This is a genomic window from Yoonia vestfoldensis SKA53, assembly GCF_000152785.1.
Lineage (GTDB): Bacteria > Pseudomonadota > Alphaproteobacteria > Rhodobacterales > Rhodobacteraceae > Yoonia > Yoonia vestfoldensis_A.
In genome coordinates this window covers 1540521-1554763 of the sequence record NZ_CH672414.1, presented here as the reverse complement: position 1 = coordinate 1554763, position 14243 = coordinate 1540521, and the positions used below count along the sequence as shown (strand labels likewise).

The window sequence follows — 14243 nt, the reverse complement described above, 5'->3', positions numbered from 1 at the left end:
GTTCTGTTTTTTTTGATACTGCTTACTATTAACTGGGAATACCAGAATAAACCAGATCTGGCTAGCGTGCTTCATGCTATAATTGCAGGAGACGCAGCGTGTACGATTTTTTGATCTTGTGGGACTGGATTAGCTTTTCTGTGCGCTGGTTGCACGTCATCACAGCGATGGCATGGATAGGGGCGTCGTTCTATTTTATCGCACTCGATTTGATGCTCCGCCCAAGTCCTGATTTGCCGGACGGCGCGTATGGCGAAGAATGGGAAGTGCACGGCGGCGGGTTTTATCACACCATCAAATATTCGGTTGCACCGTCCCAATTGCCTGCACATTTGACCTGGCACAAATGGCAAAGCTACACGACGTGGCTATCAGGCGCAGGTCTGCTGATGATCATCTATTGGGTTGGTGGCGAATTGTACCTGCTCGACCCAACCAAGGCCAATCTTTCATTGTGGCAAGGCATTCTGATTTCGGGCGGTTCATTGGCAATTGGCTGGATAGCTTACGACCAGATGTGCAAGTCAAGATTGGGTGACAGACCAACCTCATTGATGCTCGTTCTGTTTGCGCTGCTTGTCCTTATGTCATGGGGGTATAATCAGTTATTCACTGGGCGTGCAGCCCTGTTACATCTTGGCGCTTTTACCGCGACCATCATGACAGCCAATGTGTTTTTCCAGATCATGCCAAACCAGCGGATCGTGGTTGCTGACCTCAAAGCGGGCCGCGTGCCGGATGCGAAGTATGGAAAAATCGCGAAACTCCGATCGACCCACAACAATTACCTGACCCTTCCGGTCGTGTTCCTGATGCTGTCAAACCATTACCCGCTTGCGTTTGGGACCCATTATGCCTGGATCATCGCCAGCCTCATTTTTCTGACTGGGGTCACAATCCGGCATTACTTCAACACCATGCACAAGACCGGCAAAGGGCCGCACTGGACATGGGCAATAACAATCATCCTGATGGTTCTCATCGCGTGGCTATCGACCTACAAAATTGACGAAAGCTGGGAAGATGCAGAGGCAAGGCCAATGTCTGCCCAAGAAGAACGATTTGCCTCGGCCGCCGGTTTTGACGAGGCTTACAACGCCGTTATCGGCAATTGCTCCATGTGTCATGCACGCGAGCCAGTGTGGGGGAACATGCGTTGGGCACCCAAAGGCGTATTTTTGGAAACGCCTCAGGATGTGGCCCGCCATGCGGAGAAGATATATCTCCAATCCGGTGTAAGCCATGCAATGCCGCCACCGAATGCTGTTCAGATGTCGCAAGAGGCGCGAGAGCTTATTGTCAATTGGACGCAGAACGTCCGCCATTTTCAGTGAATAAGATCAAAACCAGAACTGAAAGAGACGACCGAAATATTTGCTAATTTCAGATCAGAAACGTTTTGCAATGCGCAGGTTATCCAACCGCAAGGCGCAAGCTGACCGATAATCTACGCAATGAGGTTGCCAACATCGTGTCGCCTGACTGGTATGTCAGCGCAGGTCTTATGCCGGTGCCGCCGTGACCGATAGAGCGGCAAGCCAGCACCGGTGCGGCAATTGTACGATAATGCCATCGCAGGATGCGTTTTTCAGCAGTTGAAACGCGCATGGATGGCGCGACGCACATACCTGACACGCAATGCCGCAGGGCTGCACTGATTGAACGAAGCAGCTATCTAGGAAATGACGGGCATCGCATGGCCCATCTGTCGATCACGATAATCAAATTCTTTTTTCCGCATCCGAATGAATTTTGTGTCTTGATCTGCCTATCTGATGGGCAAAAAAATGACGTTCAATCATATATCTAGATGCATGTTGTTGCGTTTTGCGACACTGGAACCGCAGCCTTTTCAGGGATGCGTTACCGAAGCTCTGGTCAAGAAAAATGACCAAATTCAAAATATATGTTGATCTTTGAGCAATTGGTGAGGTTTTATTACCGATAGGGGGCCTGTTCGATTCTAGAGTTGACAGAGCTTACTCCTAATTGGTGCAGAGACATGCATTTGGACATGTTTGGGTTGGAGGGCCCGGCATGCTCAGGATGAAACGCAATTTCAATGCATGAATCGATTTCAATGAAAAATGCATTGCTGTTGTGAGCAATCAGCATGCGTGTTTCTGCACCCCATCGATGTCACCGTATTTCGAAAAAAAAGGGAGAGAGATCAATGAATACGAAAAGTTTTGCTGCATTATTGCTGACAACTGCAATAGCTATTCCTGCTTCTGCTCAGGAAGACAATCTGGGTACTCTGCAAAATATGCAGCGCACCGCGTCAGCCTTTACAATGATCGAACAGGGTGGTGCGACGGCTGCATCCTTGAACGAAATTGTTCCTTTTGTGAACGTGCCCGACGGATTTGAAGCCAGCCTTTACGCGGTTGTGCCTGACGCGCGGTCCATGGCCGTGGCGCCTCAAGGAACCGTGGTGTTTGTTGGCACCCGGAAAGACAAGGTTTGGTCGGTGGTGGACCGTGACCGTAACCGGGTTGCAGATCAGGTCATGGACTTTGCGCCATCAATTGCTTTTGATATTCCAAACGGGCCTTGCTTTTCGCCTGATGGATTTCTCTACATTGCTGAACGTAACCGCGTTCTCCAATTCCCTGCTGCCGAGTTCTTCTTTGAAGGTCCCGATGTCGCTGTGTCGACAGTTGTAGCACAAGGTGAACTGATCCCGGTTGAGGAGGAAAGCTTTAACCACACCGCCCGTGTTTGCCGTGTTGGGCCGGATGGTATGCTCTACATCTCGCTTGGGCAGCCGCACAATGTTCAGCCTGTCGAAAAGTTAGCGCTGTATGATGAGATCGGGATCGGTGGTATCATCCGGATCAAGACCGACGGCACTGGCCGCGAGGTTTTCACAAGGGGCGTCCGCAATTCGGTTGGCCATGATTTCAACCCTGCAAACGGCGACTTGTGGTGGACTGACAACCAGGTTGACGGTTTGGGGGACGATATTCCTCCCGGTGAACTGAACCGCCAGACCGAAGCAGGTCAGCACTTTGGCTTCCCTTGGACAAATGCGCGCTATGAGATCCCCGATTACCGCAATGTCGCGCGGCCAGAGGGTGTCGAGTTTGTCGAACCGCAGGTCGAAATGCAGGCTCATGCTGCGGATCTTGGAATGAGCTTCTACAAAGGGTCTTCATTCCCTGAAGCATATCACGGTGGGATTTTCTCTGCGCAGCACGGTTCGTGGAACCGCACCGATCCGGTGGGTGCCACGGTCATGTTCACGCGCCTTGATGCAGACGGCAATGCCGCGGGCACCGAGGTCTTTGCCGATGGCTGGTTGAATGAAGAAACCGGTGAATACAGAGGCCGCCCAATGGACATCGCCTTTTTGCCCGATGGTTCCATGCTGGTGTCGGACGACTTTGCCGGTGCAATTTGGCGGATTGCCTACGTAGGTGACGGCGCAGCCAGCAACTAAAAAGCACTGCCACGATACGGGGCACCAATCATTGGTGTCCCGTACACCTCACTAATTTAACAGGACACAAAAATGCGATTTCCCTACTCGGCAGCTCTTTGCGGCACACTCGTTTTTCTGGCTCTGGCCGATCAGGCAGTGGCTGATGCGGCAACCGGCCGTGATTTGTCTCGTGGCTGCGCAGTATGTCACGGCGCAAATGGCATCGGCACAGCGCCAAACAATCCGAACCTTGCCGGTCAAACCGAGTTTTACTTGATTAAACAAATGCAGGACTTTCGTGACGGCCGCCGTGAAAACGAGCAGATGAGCATTATTGCTGAAACGCTGACCGATGAAGAAATTCGCAGTCTTGCAGCGTGGTATTCATCAATTAAAATTACGGTCGAACTGCCTGCGAAATGAATGAAGCTATATCGCTTGCAAATTTTATAGTGATTGCGGTCGTCTAATGGCGGCATTGATGCGATCAAACACATCATGTTTTGCTAGCTTGCTTCGTTTCATCGCGCGAAAACCATAAAGGCCGCAAAATTCCGTCTGCCGGTAGGTGCTGACTTTATCCAGATAAATCAGCCAGAACACGATCAATCTGCATTGTAATCTCATCTGACAAGGGATTTATTTGCGATGGGAAGGTGTCAACAACATTGCCTTCACCATCAAGTAATACCTTGTTGAAATTCCAGCGCGGCGTGAAACCTGTCTCCTTGCGCAGCGACTGATAAAAAGGATGGGCATCGCGTCCTTTGACGCTGGTAATTATGGTCATGGGCATATCCAGACCATAGATCAGCTCACAAAACTCTTTCACTTCTGCGTTGCTGGCCAGTTCTTGATTGAAATCGTCCGATGGCACCGCCAGAACTACCAGACCTGCGTCACGATAGCGGTCATAAAGCGCCTGCAGGTCGCGATATTGATCGGTGAAGGCGCATAAAGACGCGGTATTAACAACAAGCACCGGCTGACCCTCCCATTGCGACAAAGTTAATGTGCCACCGTAGATCGATTCAAACGGCGTATCGCGGTCAAGTGCCATGCTGGCACTGCCCGTAACGACCAGAAAAGCGACCATGATGCCCACGCATATGCGTTTGCTAAGGATAAACAGCTTTTTTGCGGCTTTGATATGCATCGTATGCTCCTCTGAGCATGGGGTATGGGCTGCGAGGGCCAGTGCATTTGGGATGCGTCCGAGCCCTCCATTCGTAACATAGATCTAGGGCCTTTGATCGGTGTTGCAACAGATCGTACCGGGCGGGATGATGCCTTTGATAGCCGCACAAATACGCCACATGACCAAAAGAAGAAGCCAACCGGCTGATGTCTGAGATTGAAGTGCGACTGTGATGGTAATCGCCTCATTTTTGAAAGAGTACACCTGTAAAGCGTACGCCGCCATTTTCAGTCTCATGGCAGGTATGATGCCGCCGCTGCACATGTTGGGGCGGCGCTGTTGTAAATCGACAGCCATTGCGTGGCTTGATCCTGAGCCACCGCGATGCTTTCGAAGCTGTATTGGTCCAGCCATTCATGCCGGATTGCCTGGTTATAGCGGCCGCTAAATCGGAGGTAACGCAAAGATTGTATTCATATATAATTCAATAGGTTGTCTGCAAATTTGTAAAATAATTAACACGACATAAACTTATTTTGTTAATTATTTTTTCACCAATCATCTTTCGTGAATTAATCTATTGCCAGATTGCGTAATTATCATGACCTTGGACGAGCGTTAAGGAGCGTATGCCGCAAGAGCGAGGAGGCTCGACCGGCGTTGATCAACAGGGAGGATAATAATGTCCAATTCGCGATTTTCGCGTCGTGGCGTTCTCAAGACTGGTTTTCTCGCCAGTGCTGGGCTCGCGTTGCCGACGTACCTGCGTGCGCAGGAAGCAGGTTTCACAAATGCGCCTGGCCCAAACCATGTAACTCTTGGTTTTTCGGTGCCGCTAACGGGTGCTTATGCTGACGAAGGAGCCGATGAGCTTCGCGCGCTTCAGCTTGCGGTCGAGCATCTTAATGGCCAAGGCGACGGCGGGATGCTCAACACGTTTTCGTCCAAAGCTCTGGACGGAACAGGCATACTTGGTCGGGAAGTAAGATACGTTTCTGGCGACGACCAAACCAAGTCTGACGTTGCACGCGCGACTGCGCAGTCGATGATCCAGAAAGACGGCGCAATCATGATCACCGGCGGTTCGTCGTCGGGGACAGCTGTTGCCGTTCAGGCGCTGTGCCAAGAGGTTGGCATCGTGTTCATGGCGGGCTTGACCCATGCGAACGATACGACTGGCAAGGATCGCAAGGCCAACGGTTTCCGTCACTTCTTTAACTCATATATGTCGGGTGCTGCACTGGCACCAATCCTAGCCGCTCAATACGGTAAAGATCGCAAGGCATATCACCTGACTGCCGACTACAACTGGGGCTATACGACTGAAGAGGCAATTCGGTCTTCTACCGAAGCGATGGGTTGGGAAACTGTTAACACGGTGTTGACGCCGCTGACGCAGACTGACTTTTCATCGTATATCGCGCCTGTTTTGAACTCCGGTGCAGATATTCTCGTTCTGAACCATTACGGCGGAAACATGGTCAACTCGTTGACCAATGCCGTACAATTCGGTCTGCGCGATGCACAAGCCAACGGCAAGAACTTTGAGATTGTTGTTCCGTTGTACTCAGAGCTGATGGCGCGCGGTGCCGGTGCAAACATTGCCGGGATTCTGGGTTCGCAGAACTGGGATTGGAAGCTCGAAGACCAGCTCGGATCAAAGTACAGCGGTACGAATGCTTTCGTACAATCGTTTGGTGCCAAATATGGCTTCCCACCGTCGCAGGCCGCCCATACCTGCTACGTCCAGACGCTGCTGTACGCTGATGCGGTCACACGGGCCGGAAGCTTTGCGCCATGCGCAGTCGACGAAGCACTTGCCGATTTTGAGTTCGACGGCATGGGCAACGGCCCAACACTGTACCGGTCTGCCGATCATCAGTGCTTCAAGGACGTTATTGTCGTGCGCGGCAAGGAAAACCCAGAAAACGAGTTCGACCTGGTCGAGATCGTCGAGGTGACACCTGTCGACCAAGTCACCTACGATCCGGAGCATCCACAGTTCGCGGGCGGTGCGCTCGGAAACTGTAACAACGGCGCTTAAAAAAACAAAGGGGACGCGTGCGGGCTGACTGCGCGCGTCCTGATCTTTGTCGAAAAGCCCAGCCTATTCACCATGCGAGGCACCTGATCTATGGACCAGATCATTGTACAAGTACTCAACGGATTAGACAAAGGCTCGGCCTATGCGCTTATCGCGCTTGGACTGACGCTGATATTCGGCACTCTGGGCGTGGTAAACTTCGCTCATGGAGCGCTGTTTATGCTTGGCTCGTTCTGCGCCGTGACCTTCTCTCGGTTGCTGTCGTTCAGCCATGAAGTAATTGACGAAACGCGCACTGACTTTTTGGGCAACCCGCTCAAAGTACAGGTACCATATATCCAGGATTGGCTTGGTCCTGATCTGGCGGCGTCGATTATCCAGTGGTCGGTTCCTTTGTCAATTCTGTTCGCGATACCAGTCATGATCACTATCGGGCTGATTATCGAGCGTGGTTTGATCAAGCATTTTTATAAACGTCCCCATGCGGACCAGATTCTTGTAACCTTTGGCCTTGCGATCGTGCTTCAGGAAATCATCAAGTATTTCTTCGGAGCCAACCCGATCCAGACGCCAGCACCGCCAGCGTTCAACGGCAGCCTCGATTTTGGTATCTGGCTGGGGTTTGATCCGGTGACGATCATGTATCCGTACTGGCGCATGATTTATTTCTTCTTTTCCGTGGTCATTATCGCCGGTGTGTTTGCCTTTCTGCAATTCACGACCTTTGGCATGGTGGTCAGAGCCGGTATGGCCGACCGCGAAACAGTCGGACTTCTTGGTATCGATATCGACAAGCGCTTTACGTTCATGTTCGGATTGGCGGCCGCGGTCGCTGGTATCGCAGGGGTAATGTACGCACCAATCGTCGCGCCCAACTATCACATGGGCATGGACTTTCTTGTCCTCAGCTTCGTTGTTGTTGTTGTCGGGGGAATGGGTTCTCTCCCTGGTGCGGTAGCCGCTGGATTCCTACTCGGCATCCTAGAAAGTTTTGCGTCAATGCCGATGATCGTTCAGAGCTTTCCAGGCATCAACCAAATCATCATTTACCTTGTTGCCATCATCATTCTGCTGACCCGTCCACGGGGATTGATGGGCCGCAAGGGTGTTATGGAGGAATAATCAGATGTTTGGTCTGGAATCGAAAGATGGAAAATTACTTTTGCTCGTCGCTGCGCTTGCATTGCTTGCCCCAGTCATTTTGAACCCTTTCCCCGAAGGTTCGGCCATGTCGCAGTTTAATGCGGGCTATCCGGACCTGATGCAGAGATTTGTTATCTTCGGCATCCTTGCGATTGGGTTTAACATCCTCTTCGGATTGACTGGCTATTTGTCCTTCGGGCATGCGGCATTCTTGGGTGTGGGTTCTTACGCAGCGATCTGGTCGATGAAACTGGTCACGATGAACATCATCCCGTCGATCATTTTTGCGGTCATCGTGGCGGGCGTGTTCTCGCTTGTCGTTGGATACATTTCACTGCGCCGTTCAGGAATCTACTTTTCGATCCTTACTCTTGCATTCGCGCAGATGTCTTATTCGCTGGCCTATTCTGTACTAACACCAATCACCGGTGGTGAGACTGGCTTGCAGATCAAATCAACGGATACGCCTTTGCTTGATAAGGCGCTTGAGGCCGGCGAAATCGGACGGGCAAACCTGTTTGGATATGGTATGGGCTCTAGCTATCAGCTTGAATTAGCTGGGTGGCAGTTCACGTTTAACCTCGGCTATTATGTGGCTGCCGTCGTGATGTTGATTTCCTTCTACTTCGCAATCAGGATTTTCCGGTCGCCCTTCGGCATGATGCTGCGCGCGGTCAAGTCGAACCAGCAACGCATGAATTACGCTGGTCTGTCGCCAAAGCCTTATACACTCGCTGCGTTTGTAATCTCCGGCATGTATGCCGGTTTGGCGGGCGGCCTTCTTGTGGCAATGGATACTCAGGTTGGCCCAGAACGCATGTTTTGGACCGCATCAGGCGAAATCGTAATCATGGTGATACTTGGTGGTGCGGGGACGCTGCTTGGGCCAGTTCTCGGCGCGGGCTTTATCAAGTACTTCGAGAACATCATTTCCAAAATCAACGAGTCAATCCTGCAAGGTTGGTTTGCCTTTTTGCCGGATGGACTGCAGGATTTTATGGTTGCGGTTGTCTATCCCTTTATTGGCAAGGGGTGGCATCTGACGCTGGGCATAATGTTTATGTTGGTCGTAATCTTTTTGCCCGGAGGCCTTATCCAAGGTGGACAGAAGATTGGTAGCTGGCTTCGTCGCAAGAAAAATGTTGTCGCAAAAGACAGCACAACAAAACCGGCCGAATAAGGAAATCTGAACATGGGCATCCTTGAGATCAAAGGCGTAAACAAGCGGTTCGGTGGCTTGAAGGCGCTAGATGACGTGAATCTTAGCATCGCGGAAAATACTACCCACGCAATCATCGGTCCGAACGGTGCGGGAAAGTCGACACTTTTGAACGTCTTGGTTGGAAAGCTCATTCCAGATAGCGGTTCTGTCACGTTTGACGGACAATCAATACTGGGTCGCCAGCCGCATGAAATCAATCAGATGGGCATCAGTCGCGTGTTTCAGACGCCCGAGATTTTTGGCGATCTGAGCGTGTTTGAAAACGTGATGATCCCTTGCTTTGCGAAGCGCGATGGCGCCTTCAGGATGCACGCCTACGAAAGTATTTTTGCCGAGAAAGCAATTCAACAACAGGCTGAAGAAATACTTGCAGATGTAAACATGTTAGAAAAGCGACACATGATTGCATCGAGCCTGTCCCGCGGCGACAAGCGACGCCTCGAAATGGCGATGTGCTTGGTACAAAACCCCCGCTTGCTGCTCTTGGATGAACCAACCGCCGGAATGGCACGTGCTGACACTCAAAACACAATCGCGTTGCTGAAAGAGATTCGTGAAAAACGCAGTATTACGATGGCCATTATTGAACATGATATGAACGTCGTATTCTCCCTCGCAGAGCGGATTACAGTGCTTGCACAAGGCACGCCCCTCGTTGAGGACACGCCAGACAATATCAAAGGGCACCCGAAGGTGCGTGAAGCCTATCTTGGTGAGGCACAAGTATAAGGGATACGTCACAAGACGAACCCCTTTCCGGAGGATTACATGAACGCACCTTTCAACAAGCACGCTAACAATGCCGCGACAAGCCCAGCCTTTCTAAGTTTGTGGGAGGTCGAGGCGTATTACGGCGAAAGTTATATCGTCCAAAACATAAGTTTTAGTATCCATGAAGGCGAAATTCTTGCTCTTCTTGGCCGGAATGGCGCAGGTAAAACATCCACGCTTCGAACAATAGCGCGGCTTGGTAATCCCGAATTGCGACATGGAGAGATTTGGCTTGATCACAAACCCCTGCATGAAATGAAAAGCCACCAAGCTGCCGCAGCAGGGATTGCACTTGTTCCAGAAGATCGTCGTATTATCGCTGGCTTGACCGTGGAAGAGAACTTGCAGCTCGCTCAGATCGCTCCGCCAAAAGGGTGGTCGCTGGACCGTATTTATGACCTATTCCCGCGCCTTGGTGAACGTCGCAAGCAGGAAGGTGTAACGCTGTCTGGGGGCGAGCAGCAGATGCTGGCAATCGCGCGGGCACTCGCGCGCGATATCAAGGTTCTTTTGCTGGATGAGCCTTATGAAGGACTGGCACCGGTCATTGTTCAGGAGATCGCAAAGACTTTAGGCGTCATCCGCGATCAAGGCATTACAACCGTGATCGTCGAACAAAATGCCGTCGCCGCTCTCAAGCTGGCTGATCGTGCAGTAATTCTTGATACAGGGTCAGTCGTTTTTGATGGATCTGCTGCTGAAGTTCTCGAAAACAGTGATCTACGGGCGCAATACCTGGCGATTTAAGCGAAGTATCCTGTTGTGTAGAATAGAACGAAAAGTAGTCTCTATTGATGCAAACGGGATCATTTGGTGAAAAGCGTTTTAGCTTCGATGGCCTTAATGAACTGATGTTGTTTTCGGCGATGAATATAAGTCGATCAAATACAACACCGCTGTGATACGAGATGTCACTAGGGCATCATTGAATTCGAGATCAAACAGTTTTGATCGTGGCACGCTCAGTGTGCTCCGTATCAGAAAGCGCGCTTCCTAATAAACACGGTAATTTTTTGCTGACATGTTCTGTATCCCTACAACAGAACTGACGTATTTGATCCTTTTATTTATTTTACTTGCACTGCATATATCTTTAGATTTATTGACCCGTCGCGGTTTGCGATAAATCCTTGCTTATCCATTGGGGTTACCCAATCTTGTTCAAAAACGTGAATACCCCACCACATTAGAGACGTGGTGGGGTATTTTTCTTTTGCGACATATTGTGAAAAACTGATTGGGCGTCAGGGAAGAAACCTTCGCTTGGGATATAAGTGCAGACTGAATGCGCTGCGTTAACGTCATAAATCTAGCAATTGTATTGTCCGCGCGGCGGGGCTGGCAAAATTTTGTGGAGATTTGTATAAGGCTTGCCCGATAACGACGAGCTTTCGGGCGCCGGCAGTGCATATGTAATCTGCCCGACTGGACGTCTGACGCCATTCCGCAAACTGTTTTAAAGACCCGTGTCACAAACAGGGTGTTTGTTATCTGTATCCAAAGCATTGCGTCAAAACCCGCGACTCACAAACACTGTGTTCAACGCAGTAATTCGGCCCACAAATGCGCGACAAAACTATGCGATGAGTGTGCAGCACGTTTCGTGAAACTGTACGAAAGCTCAGCCATTTTATATATTTGTTAAAATGGTGCCCAGGGGCGGAATCGAACCACCGACACGAGGATTTTCAAGACTTGTGTTAGCTGTAAGTCATTGATATTAAAAGGTTAATCGGCACGAAATCACGGTGTGCTATATAATGTGCGATGCTGTTCAATTTCACCATAACCACAAACGCTGTGTTAAACACAGTGTTTCAAACATAGTCGCAAACACAATGTTAGGCAACTTTGCAAATACCGCCGTAGCAGGGTATTATCAACATTGCGGACCCTCTGTGAGAGTAAACCCTGATGCCAGTAACTGTTCTTCTAAAGCACTTAATCTTAAGCTTCGTTGGTACTCTAATTGTGCTATTCTCGACAGTTATGGCTGTAGCCGAGACAGCGCACATTGAGATCAACTACGTTATCGGTGATTATGAGATTGAAGAAATTGTAAGTCAGAAGAACGTCACCTTCTCAAAATTCGACCTTGGAAAAAACTTAGGATTTAAAGATAAGCCAGTTTGGTTTCGCATCAATGCACAAACAGATAATGTAGTTGATGGTCAGCATTTGATCATCACCCCAGTCCACATCGACAATATACAGGTGTTTGCAAACAGTGTTCATGGATATGAAAAAATTCTAAACGCAGGAGATCGGGAAACATCGCCGATAAGTATGATACCCGAAGGGTATTCAGTCACACTAACAAGTTATCAGTTGGATGCACCTATCTATATCGAAATTGCGTCAAAAAACGTAATTTATCCATCTTTTAAGATTGTTGGCTTTAATGAAGCGCGACATTTGGCAATAACTTCTGTGTTTTGGTTTTCTTTATCTTTCGGAATAACATTGCTGTATTTTGCATGGGCGACAAGCGCAGTGGTAAGCAGTCCACAACTTTTGCTTTTAACATTTATACTCAGATTGGCAATGTTTTCGGGGGCATTATTTGTCCACTCTGGAATGTGGAGATTTTTGACTAGTCTAGAAAGTCTGCCACCGCAGGACCTAATACACAACGTTACTGGGCTCGCCTATATTACAGTTGCCCAATTATTTGATTTTGCATTGTTACGTACGATTTATTGCAAAACGGCCATCAAGGCATTCTTAATTATGGTTCTTCTGAGTGCTCTTGCGAAAACTGTTTTTTTTATTTCAGGAGAAGTATCACTTGCGCTCATTGTCAATAATATCTCAGCACTCCTAACTCTTCTTTTAGGCGCAATGATGGTAGTTTTGCCTCGGCAAAATAAAATCGACACATCAAAGATCCAGCTGTCACGTACTGCTGTTGGCGCATACTTTATTTTGCAGGCTATTCCTCTAATTTTGCTGTTTATTCTTTCATATTTCGAAAACAGTAATTACTTGCGTATTTCAGATATAATGTTTATGAATTATGCTCTGGTTCCTGGTGGTTTTATTGCATACGCCATGTTAAAACATCAGCAACGCACCTATCGAGCAAATACAGAATTAGAGCTGCGTGCCCAGCATTTCATTGAGCTGTCGCTACTTGAGCAAGAAAAGCGATCTGAAATGAAGCGCTTGCTGGAAACGTTAGCTCATGAAATTAAAACGCCATTGGCTACCTTGCAGATGGCTGAAGCTGTCGGACGGATTGATCAGAAGATACTTCAGAAATCTACAGACAGCATCAGTACAGTTTTAAACCAAATTAGTCGTGTAGAGCACATCGAGCGCGGCGCTTTTGTGCTGGAGACAACAGAGATAGATTTATGTAGCTTGATCAAAAATGTACTGAAGTCGGTCGATAGCTCTGCAAATATTGAGTGTATGGACATAAAAGTAAATGCTGATTGGAATGGACTATATATTGTTTTAAGTAATCTTGTTGGGAATGGAGAAAAATATAAAAAACCTAAAACACAGGTTTCGATTACCATTGAGAAGTTATCGGATAGTATTGACGTTTTGATAAAAAATGCATTGAGCCGCCCAATCCTAGAACCAGACCGTCTTTTCGAAAAATACTATCGAGACACAACTAACGCCAATCAGCCAGGTACAGGTCTTGGTTTATACCTTGCAAAATATTTAACTCATGCTTTCGGTGCAGAGCTAAAGATATTGAAGAGCGATGACGAGTTTGTAATGCGCCTATCGTTTTCAAGTGGTATGTAGCATTTGTAGCAATCGTTTGTCCTTAATTAATATCTTCACCACACGAGGTACCAATGACTACTATTGCTTTAATAGAAGATAATGAAGACCTACGAAATTATACCGCACTTTTCCTCGAACAAAATGGCTATACGGTTGTGCAGTGTGAGGATGCAGAGAGTTATTTAGAGACTAATACGACAGTTGGCCTTTTTATTATTGACTTAAATCTTCCAGAAATGGACGGCTATTCATTAGTGAAATCTATACGAGCAAGTGACCCAGGAGCAGCAATTATTATTTTGTCTGCGCGTGATTGGGATGGAGACATAGTTAAGGGCTACGAGCTTGGTGCTGACATTTATCTTACCAAGCCTACCAATCCAGCTGTGCTGTTGTCGACTGTCCGTCGCCTTACGCAGCGTCATGCGGGACTGAATGCAGAACACATTGGCTTATCAGTTAATCGGGTTACGCAGGTAATGCATTTTGATCAAGCAAGCTGTCCCATATCTGGCAGCGAATTGGCTATCTTGTATCGCCTATCGATCGCTGGCGCGCGAGGCTTAGAGCGGTTTGAAATGGCTGAAGTACTAAATCTGGATCTAGACCAGGGCTCACGCAAGGCCATTGACGTGCGGATTGTCCGGCTCCGCAAGAAACTCGCCTCACTCGGCTGTGCCAAGAGCACCTTGGAAACTATGCGTGGCTACGGCTATCGGTTGAACTTGCCGATGCGAATTACCAGCTAGCGGTGGTG

Annotated in this window: 11 protein-coding genes and 2 pseudogenes; 11 read left to right on the top strand and 2 right to left on the bottom strand. The window is 48.9% G+C overall.

Annotated features, from left to right (window positions below):
• The first annotated feature begins 98 nt into the window (after positions 1–98).
• The 3 genes from SKA53_RS07675 to SKA53_RS07665 all read left to right on the top strand — a co-directional run bounded on the left by SKA53_RS07675 (position 99) and on the right by SKA53_RS07665 (position 3847).
• Positions 99–1334, top strand: coding sequence for a urate hydroxylase PuuD (locus tag SKA53_RS07675; protein WP_040482852.1), 1236 nt, complete (start codon positions 99–101; stop codon positions 1332–1334).
• 839 nt (positions 1335–2173) lie between these two features.
• Complete coding sequence (locus tag SKA53_RS07670; protein WP_040482851.1) at positions 2174–3442, top strand: PQQ-dependent sugar dehydrogenase; 1269 nt, start codon at positions 2174–2176, stop codon at positions 3440–3442.
• A 72-nt stretch (positions 3443–3514) separates the two neighbouring features.
• The gene (locus SKA53_RS07665) at positions 3515–3847 is read left to right on the top strand and encodes a c-type cytochrome (RefSeq protein WP_007205536.1); all 333 of its coding nucleotides are present in this window, start codon (positions 3515–3517) and stop codon (positions 3845–3847) included.
• Between the two features lie 154 nt (positions 3848–4001).
• Here the strand turns inward: SKA53_RS07665 and SKA53_RS07660 are convergent, their stop codons facing one another.
• Both SKA53_RS07660 and SKA53_RS15340 read right to left on the bottom strand, forming a co-directional pair.
• A complete protein-coding gene (locus SKA53_RS07660; protein ID WP_007205535.1) occupies positions 4002–4580 on the bottom strand; it encodes a glutathione peroxidase in 579 nt (192 codons plus the stop codon).
• A 258-nt stretch (positions 4581–4838) separates the two neighbouring features.
• Positions 4839–5002: pseudogene (locus SKA53_RS15340) on the bottom strand (integrase core domain-containing protein); the annotation flags it as partial.
• A 242-nt stretch (positions 5003–5244) separates the two neighbouring features.
• On the opposite strand from SKA53_RS15340, the gene SKA53_RS07650 reads away from it, so the two are divergent.
• The 8 genes and pseudogenes from SKA53_RS07650 to SKA53_RS07620 all read left to right on the top strand — a co-directional run bounded on the left by SKA53_RS07650 (position 5245) and on the right by SKA53_RS07620 (position 14235).
• Positions 5245–6606 (top strand): substrate-binding protein, encoded by a 1362-nt coding sequence (locus SKA53_RS07650; RefSeq protein WP_040482849.1) that lies wholly within the window; start codon positions 5245–5247, stop codon positions 6604–6606.
• Positions 6607–6696: 90 nt separating this feature from the next.
• Positions 6697–7728, top strand: coding sequence for a branched-chain amino acid ABC transporter permease (locus SKA53_RS07645; protein ID WP_007205532.1), 1032 nt, complete (start codon positions 6697–6699; stop codon positions 7726–7728).
• A gap of 4 nt (positions 7729–7732) precedes the next feature.
• Positions 7733–8929 carry a branched-chain amino acid ABC transporter permease gene (locus SKA53_RS07640; RefSeq protein ID WP_007205531.1) on the top strand — a complete coding sequence of 399 codons (1197 nt, stop codon included), beginning with the start codon at positions 7733–7735 and terminating at the stop codon, positions 8927–8929.
• A gap of 12 nt (positions 8930–8941) precedes the next feature.
• A pseudogene (locus SKA53_RS07635) lies at positions 8942–9460 on the top strand (ABC transporter ATP-binding protein); the annotation flags it as partial.
• Positions 9461–9475: 15 nt separating this feature from the next.
• Complete coding sequence (locus SKA53_RS15835) at positions 9476–9700, top strand: hypothetical protein (RefSeq protein WP_431607688.1); 225 nt, start codon at positions 9476–9478, stop codon at positions 9698–9700.
• Between the two features lie 39 nt (positions 9701–9739).
• Positions 9740–10489 (top strand): ABC transporter ATP-binding protein, encoded by a 750-nt coding sequence (locus SKA53_RS07630; RefSeq protein WP_040482848.1) that lies wholly within the window; start codon positions 9740–9742, stop codon positions 10487–10489.
• Between the two features lie 1242 nt (positions 10490–11731).
• Positions 11732–13504: an ATP-binding protein gene (locus SKA53_RS07625; protein ID WP_040482847.1), complete on the top strand. Its 1773-nt coding sequence runs from the start codon at positions 11732–11734 to the stop codon at positions 13502–13504.
• 53 nt (positions 13505–13557) lie between these two features.
• Positions 13558–14235 carry a response regulator transcription factor gene (locus SKA53_RS07620; protein WP_007205526.1) on the top strand — a complete coding sequence of 226 codons (678 nt, stop codon included), beginning with the start codon at positions 13558–13560 and terminating at the stop codon, positions 14233–14235.
• Positions 14236–14243: the final 8 nt, after the last annotated feature.

Coding starts and splice junctions, on each gene's coding strand:
- SKA53_RS07670 (WP_040482851.1), top strand. CDS start 2,174: ATGAATACGAAAAGTTTTGCTGCATTATTGCTGACAACTGCAATAGCT.
- SKA53_RS07665 (WP_007205536.1), top strand. CDS start 3,515: ATGCGATTTCCCTACTCGGCAGCTCTTTGCGGCACACTCGTTTTTCTG.
- SKA53_RS07660 (WP_007205535.1), bottom strand. CDS start 4,580: ATGCATATCAAAGCCGCAAAAAAGCTGTTTATCCTTAGCAAACGCATA.
- SKA53_RS07650 (WP_040482849.1), top strand. CDS start 5,245: ATGTCCAATTCGCGATTTTCGCGTCGTGGCGTTCTCAAGACTGGTTTT.
- SKA53_RS07645 (WP_007205532.1), top strand. CDS start 6,697: ATGGACCAGATCATTGTACAAGTACTCAACGGATTAGACAAAGGCTCG.
- SKA53_RS07640 (WP_007205531.1), top strand. CDS start 7,733: ATGTTTGGTCTGGAATCGAAAGATGGAAAATTACTTTTGCTCGTCGCT.
- SKA53_RS15835 (WP_431607688.1), top strand. CDS start 9,476: ATGGCACGTGCTGACACTCAAAACACAATCGCGTTGCTGAAAGAGATT.
- SKA53_RS07630 (WP_040482848.1), top strand. CDS start 9,740: ATGAACGCACCTTTCAACAAGCACGCTAACAATGCCGCGACAAGCCCA.
- SKA53_RS07625 (WP_040482847.1), top strand. CDS start 11,732: ATGGCTGTAGCCGAGACAGCGCACATTGAGATCAACTACGTTATCGGT.
- SKA53_RS07620 (WP_007205526.1), top strand. CDS start 13,558: ATGACTACTATTGCTTTAATAGAAGATAATGAAGACCTACGAAATTAT.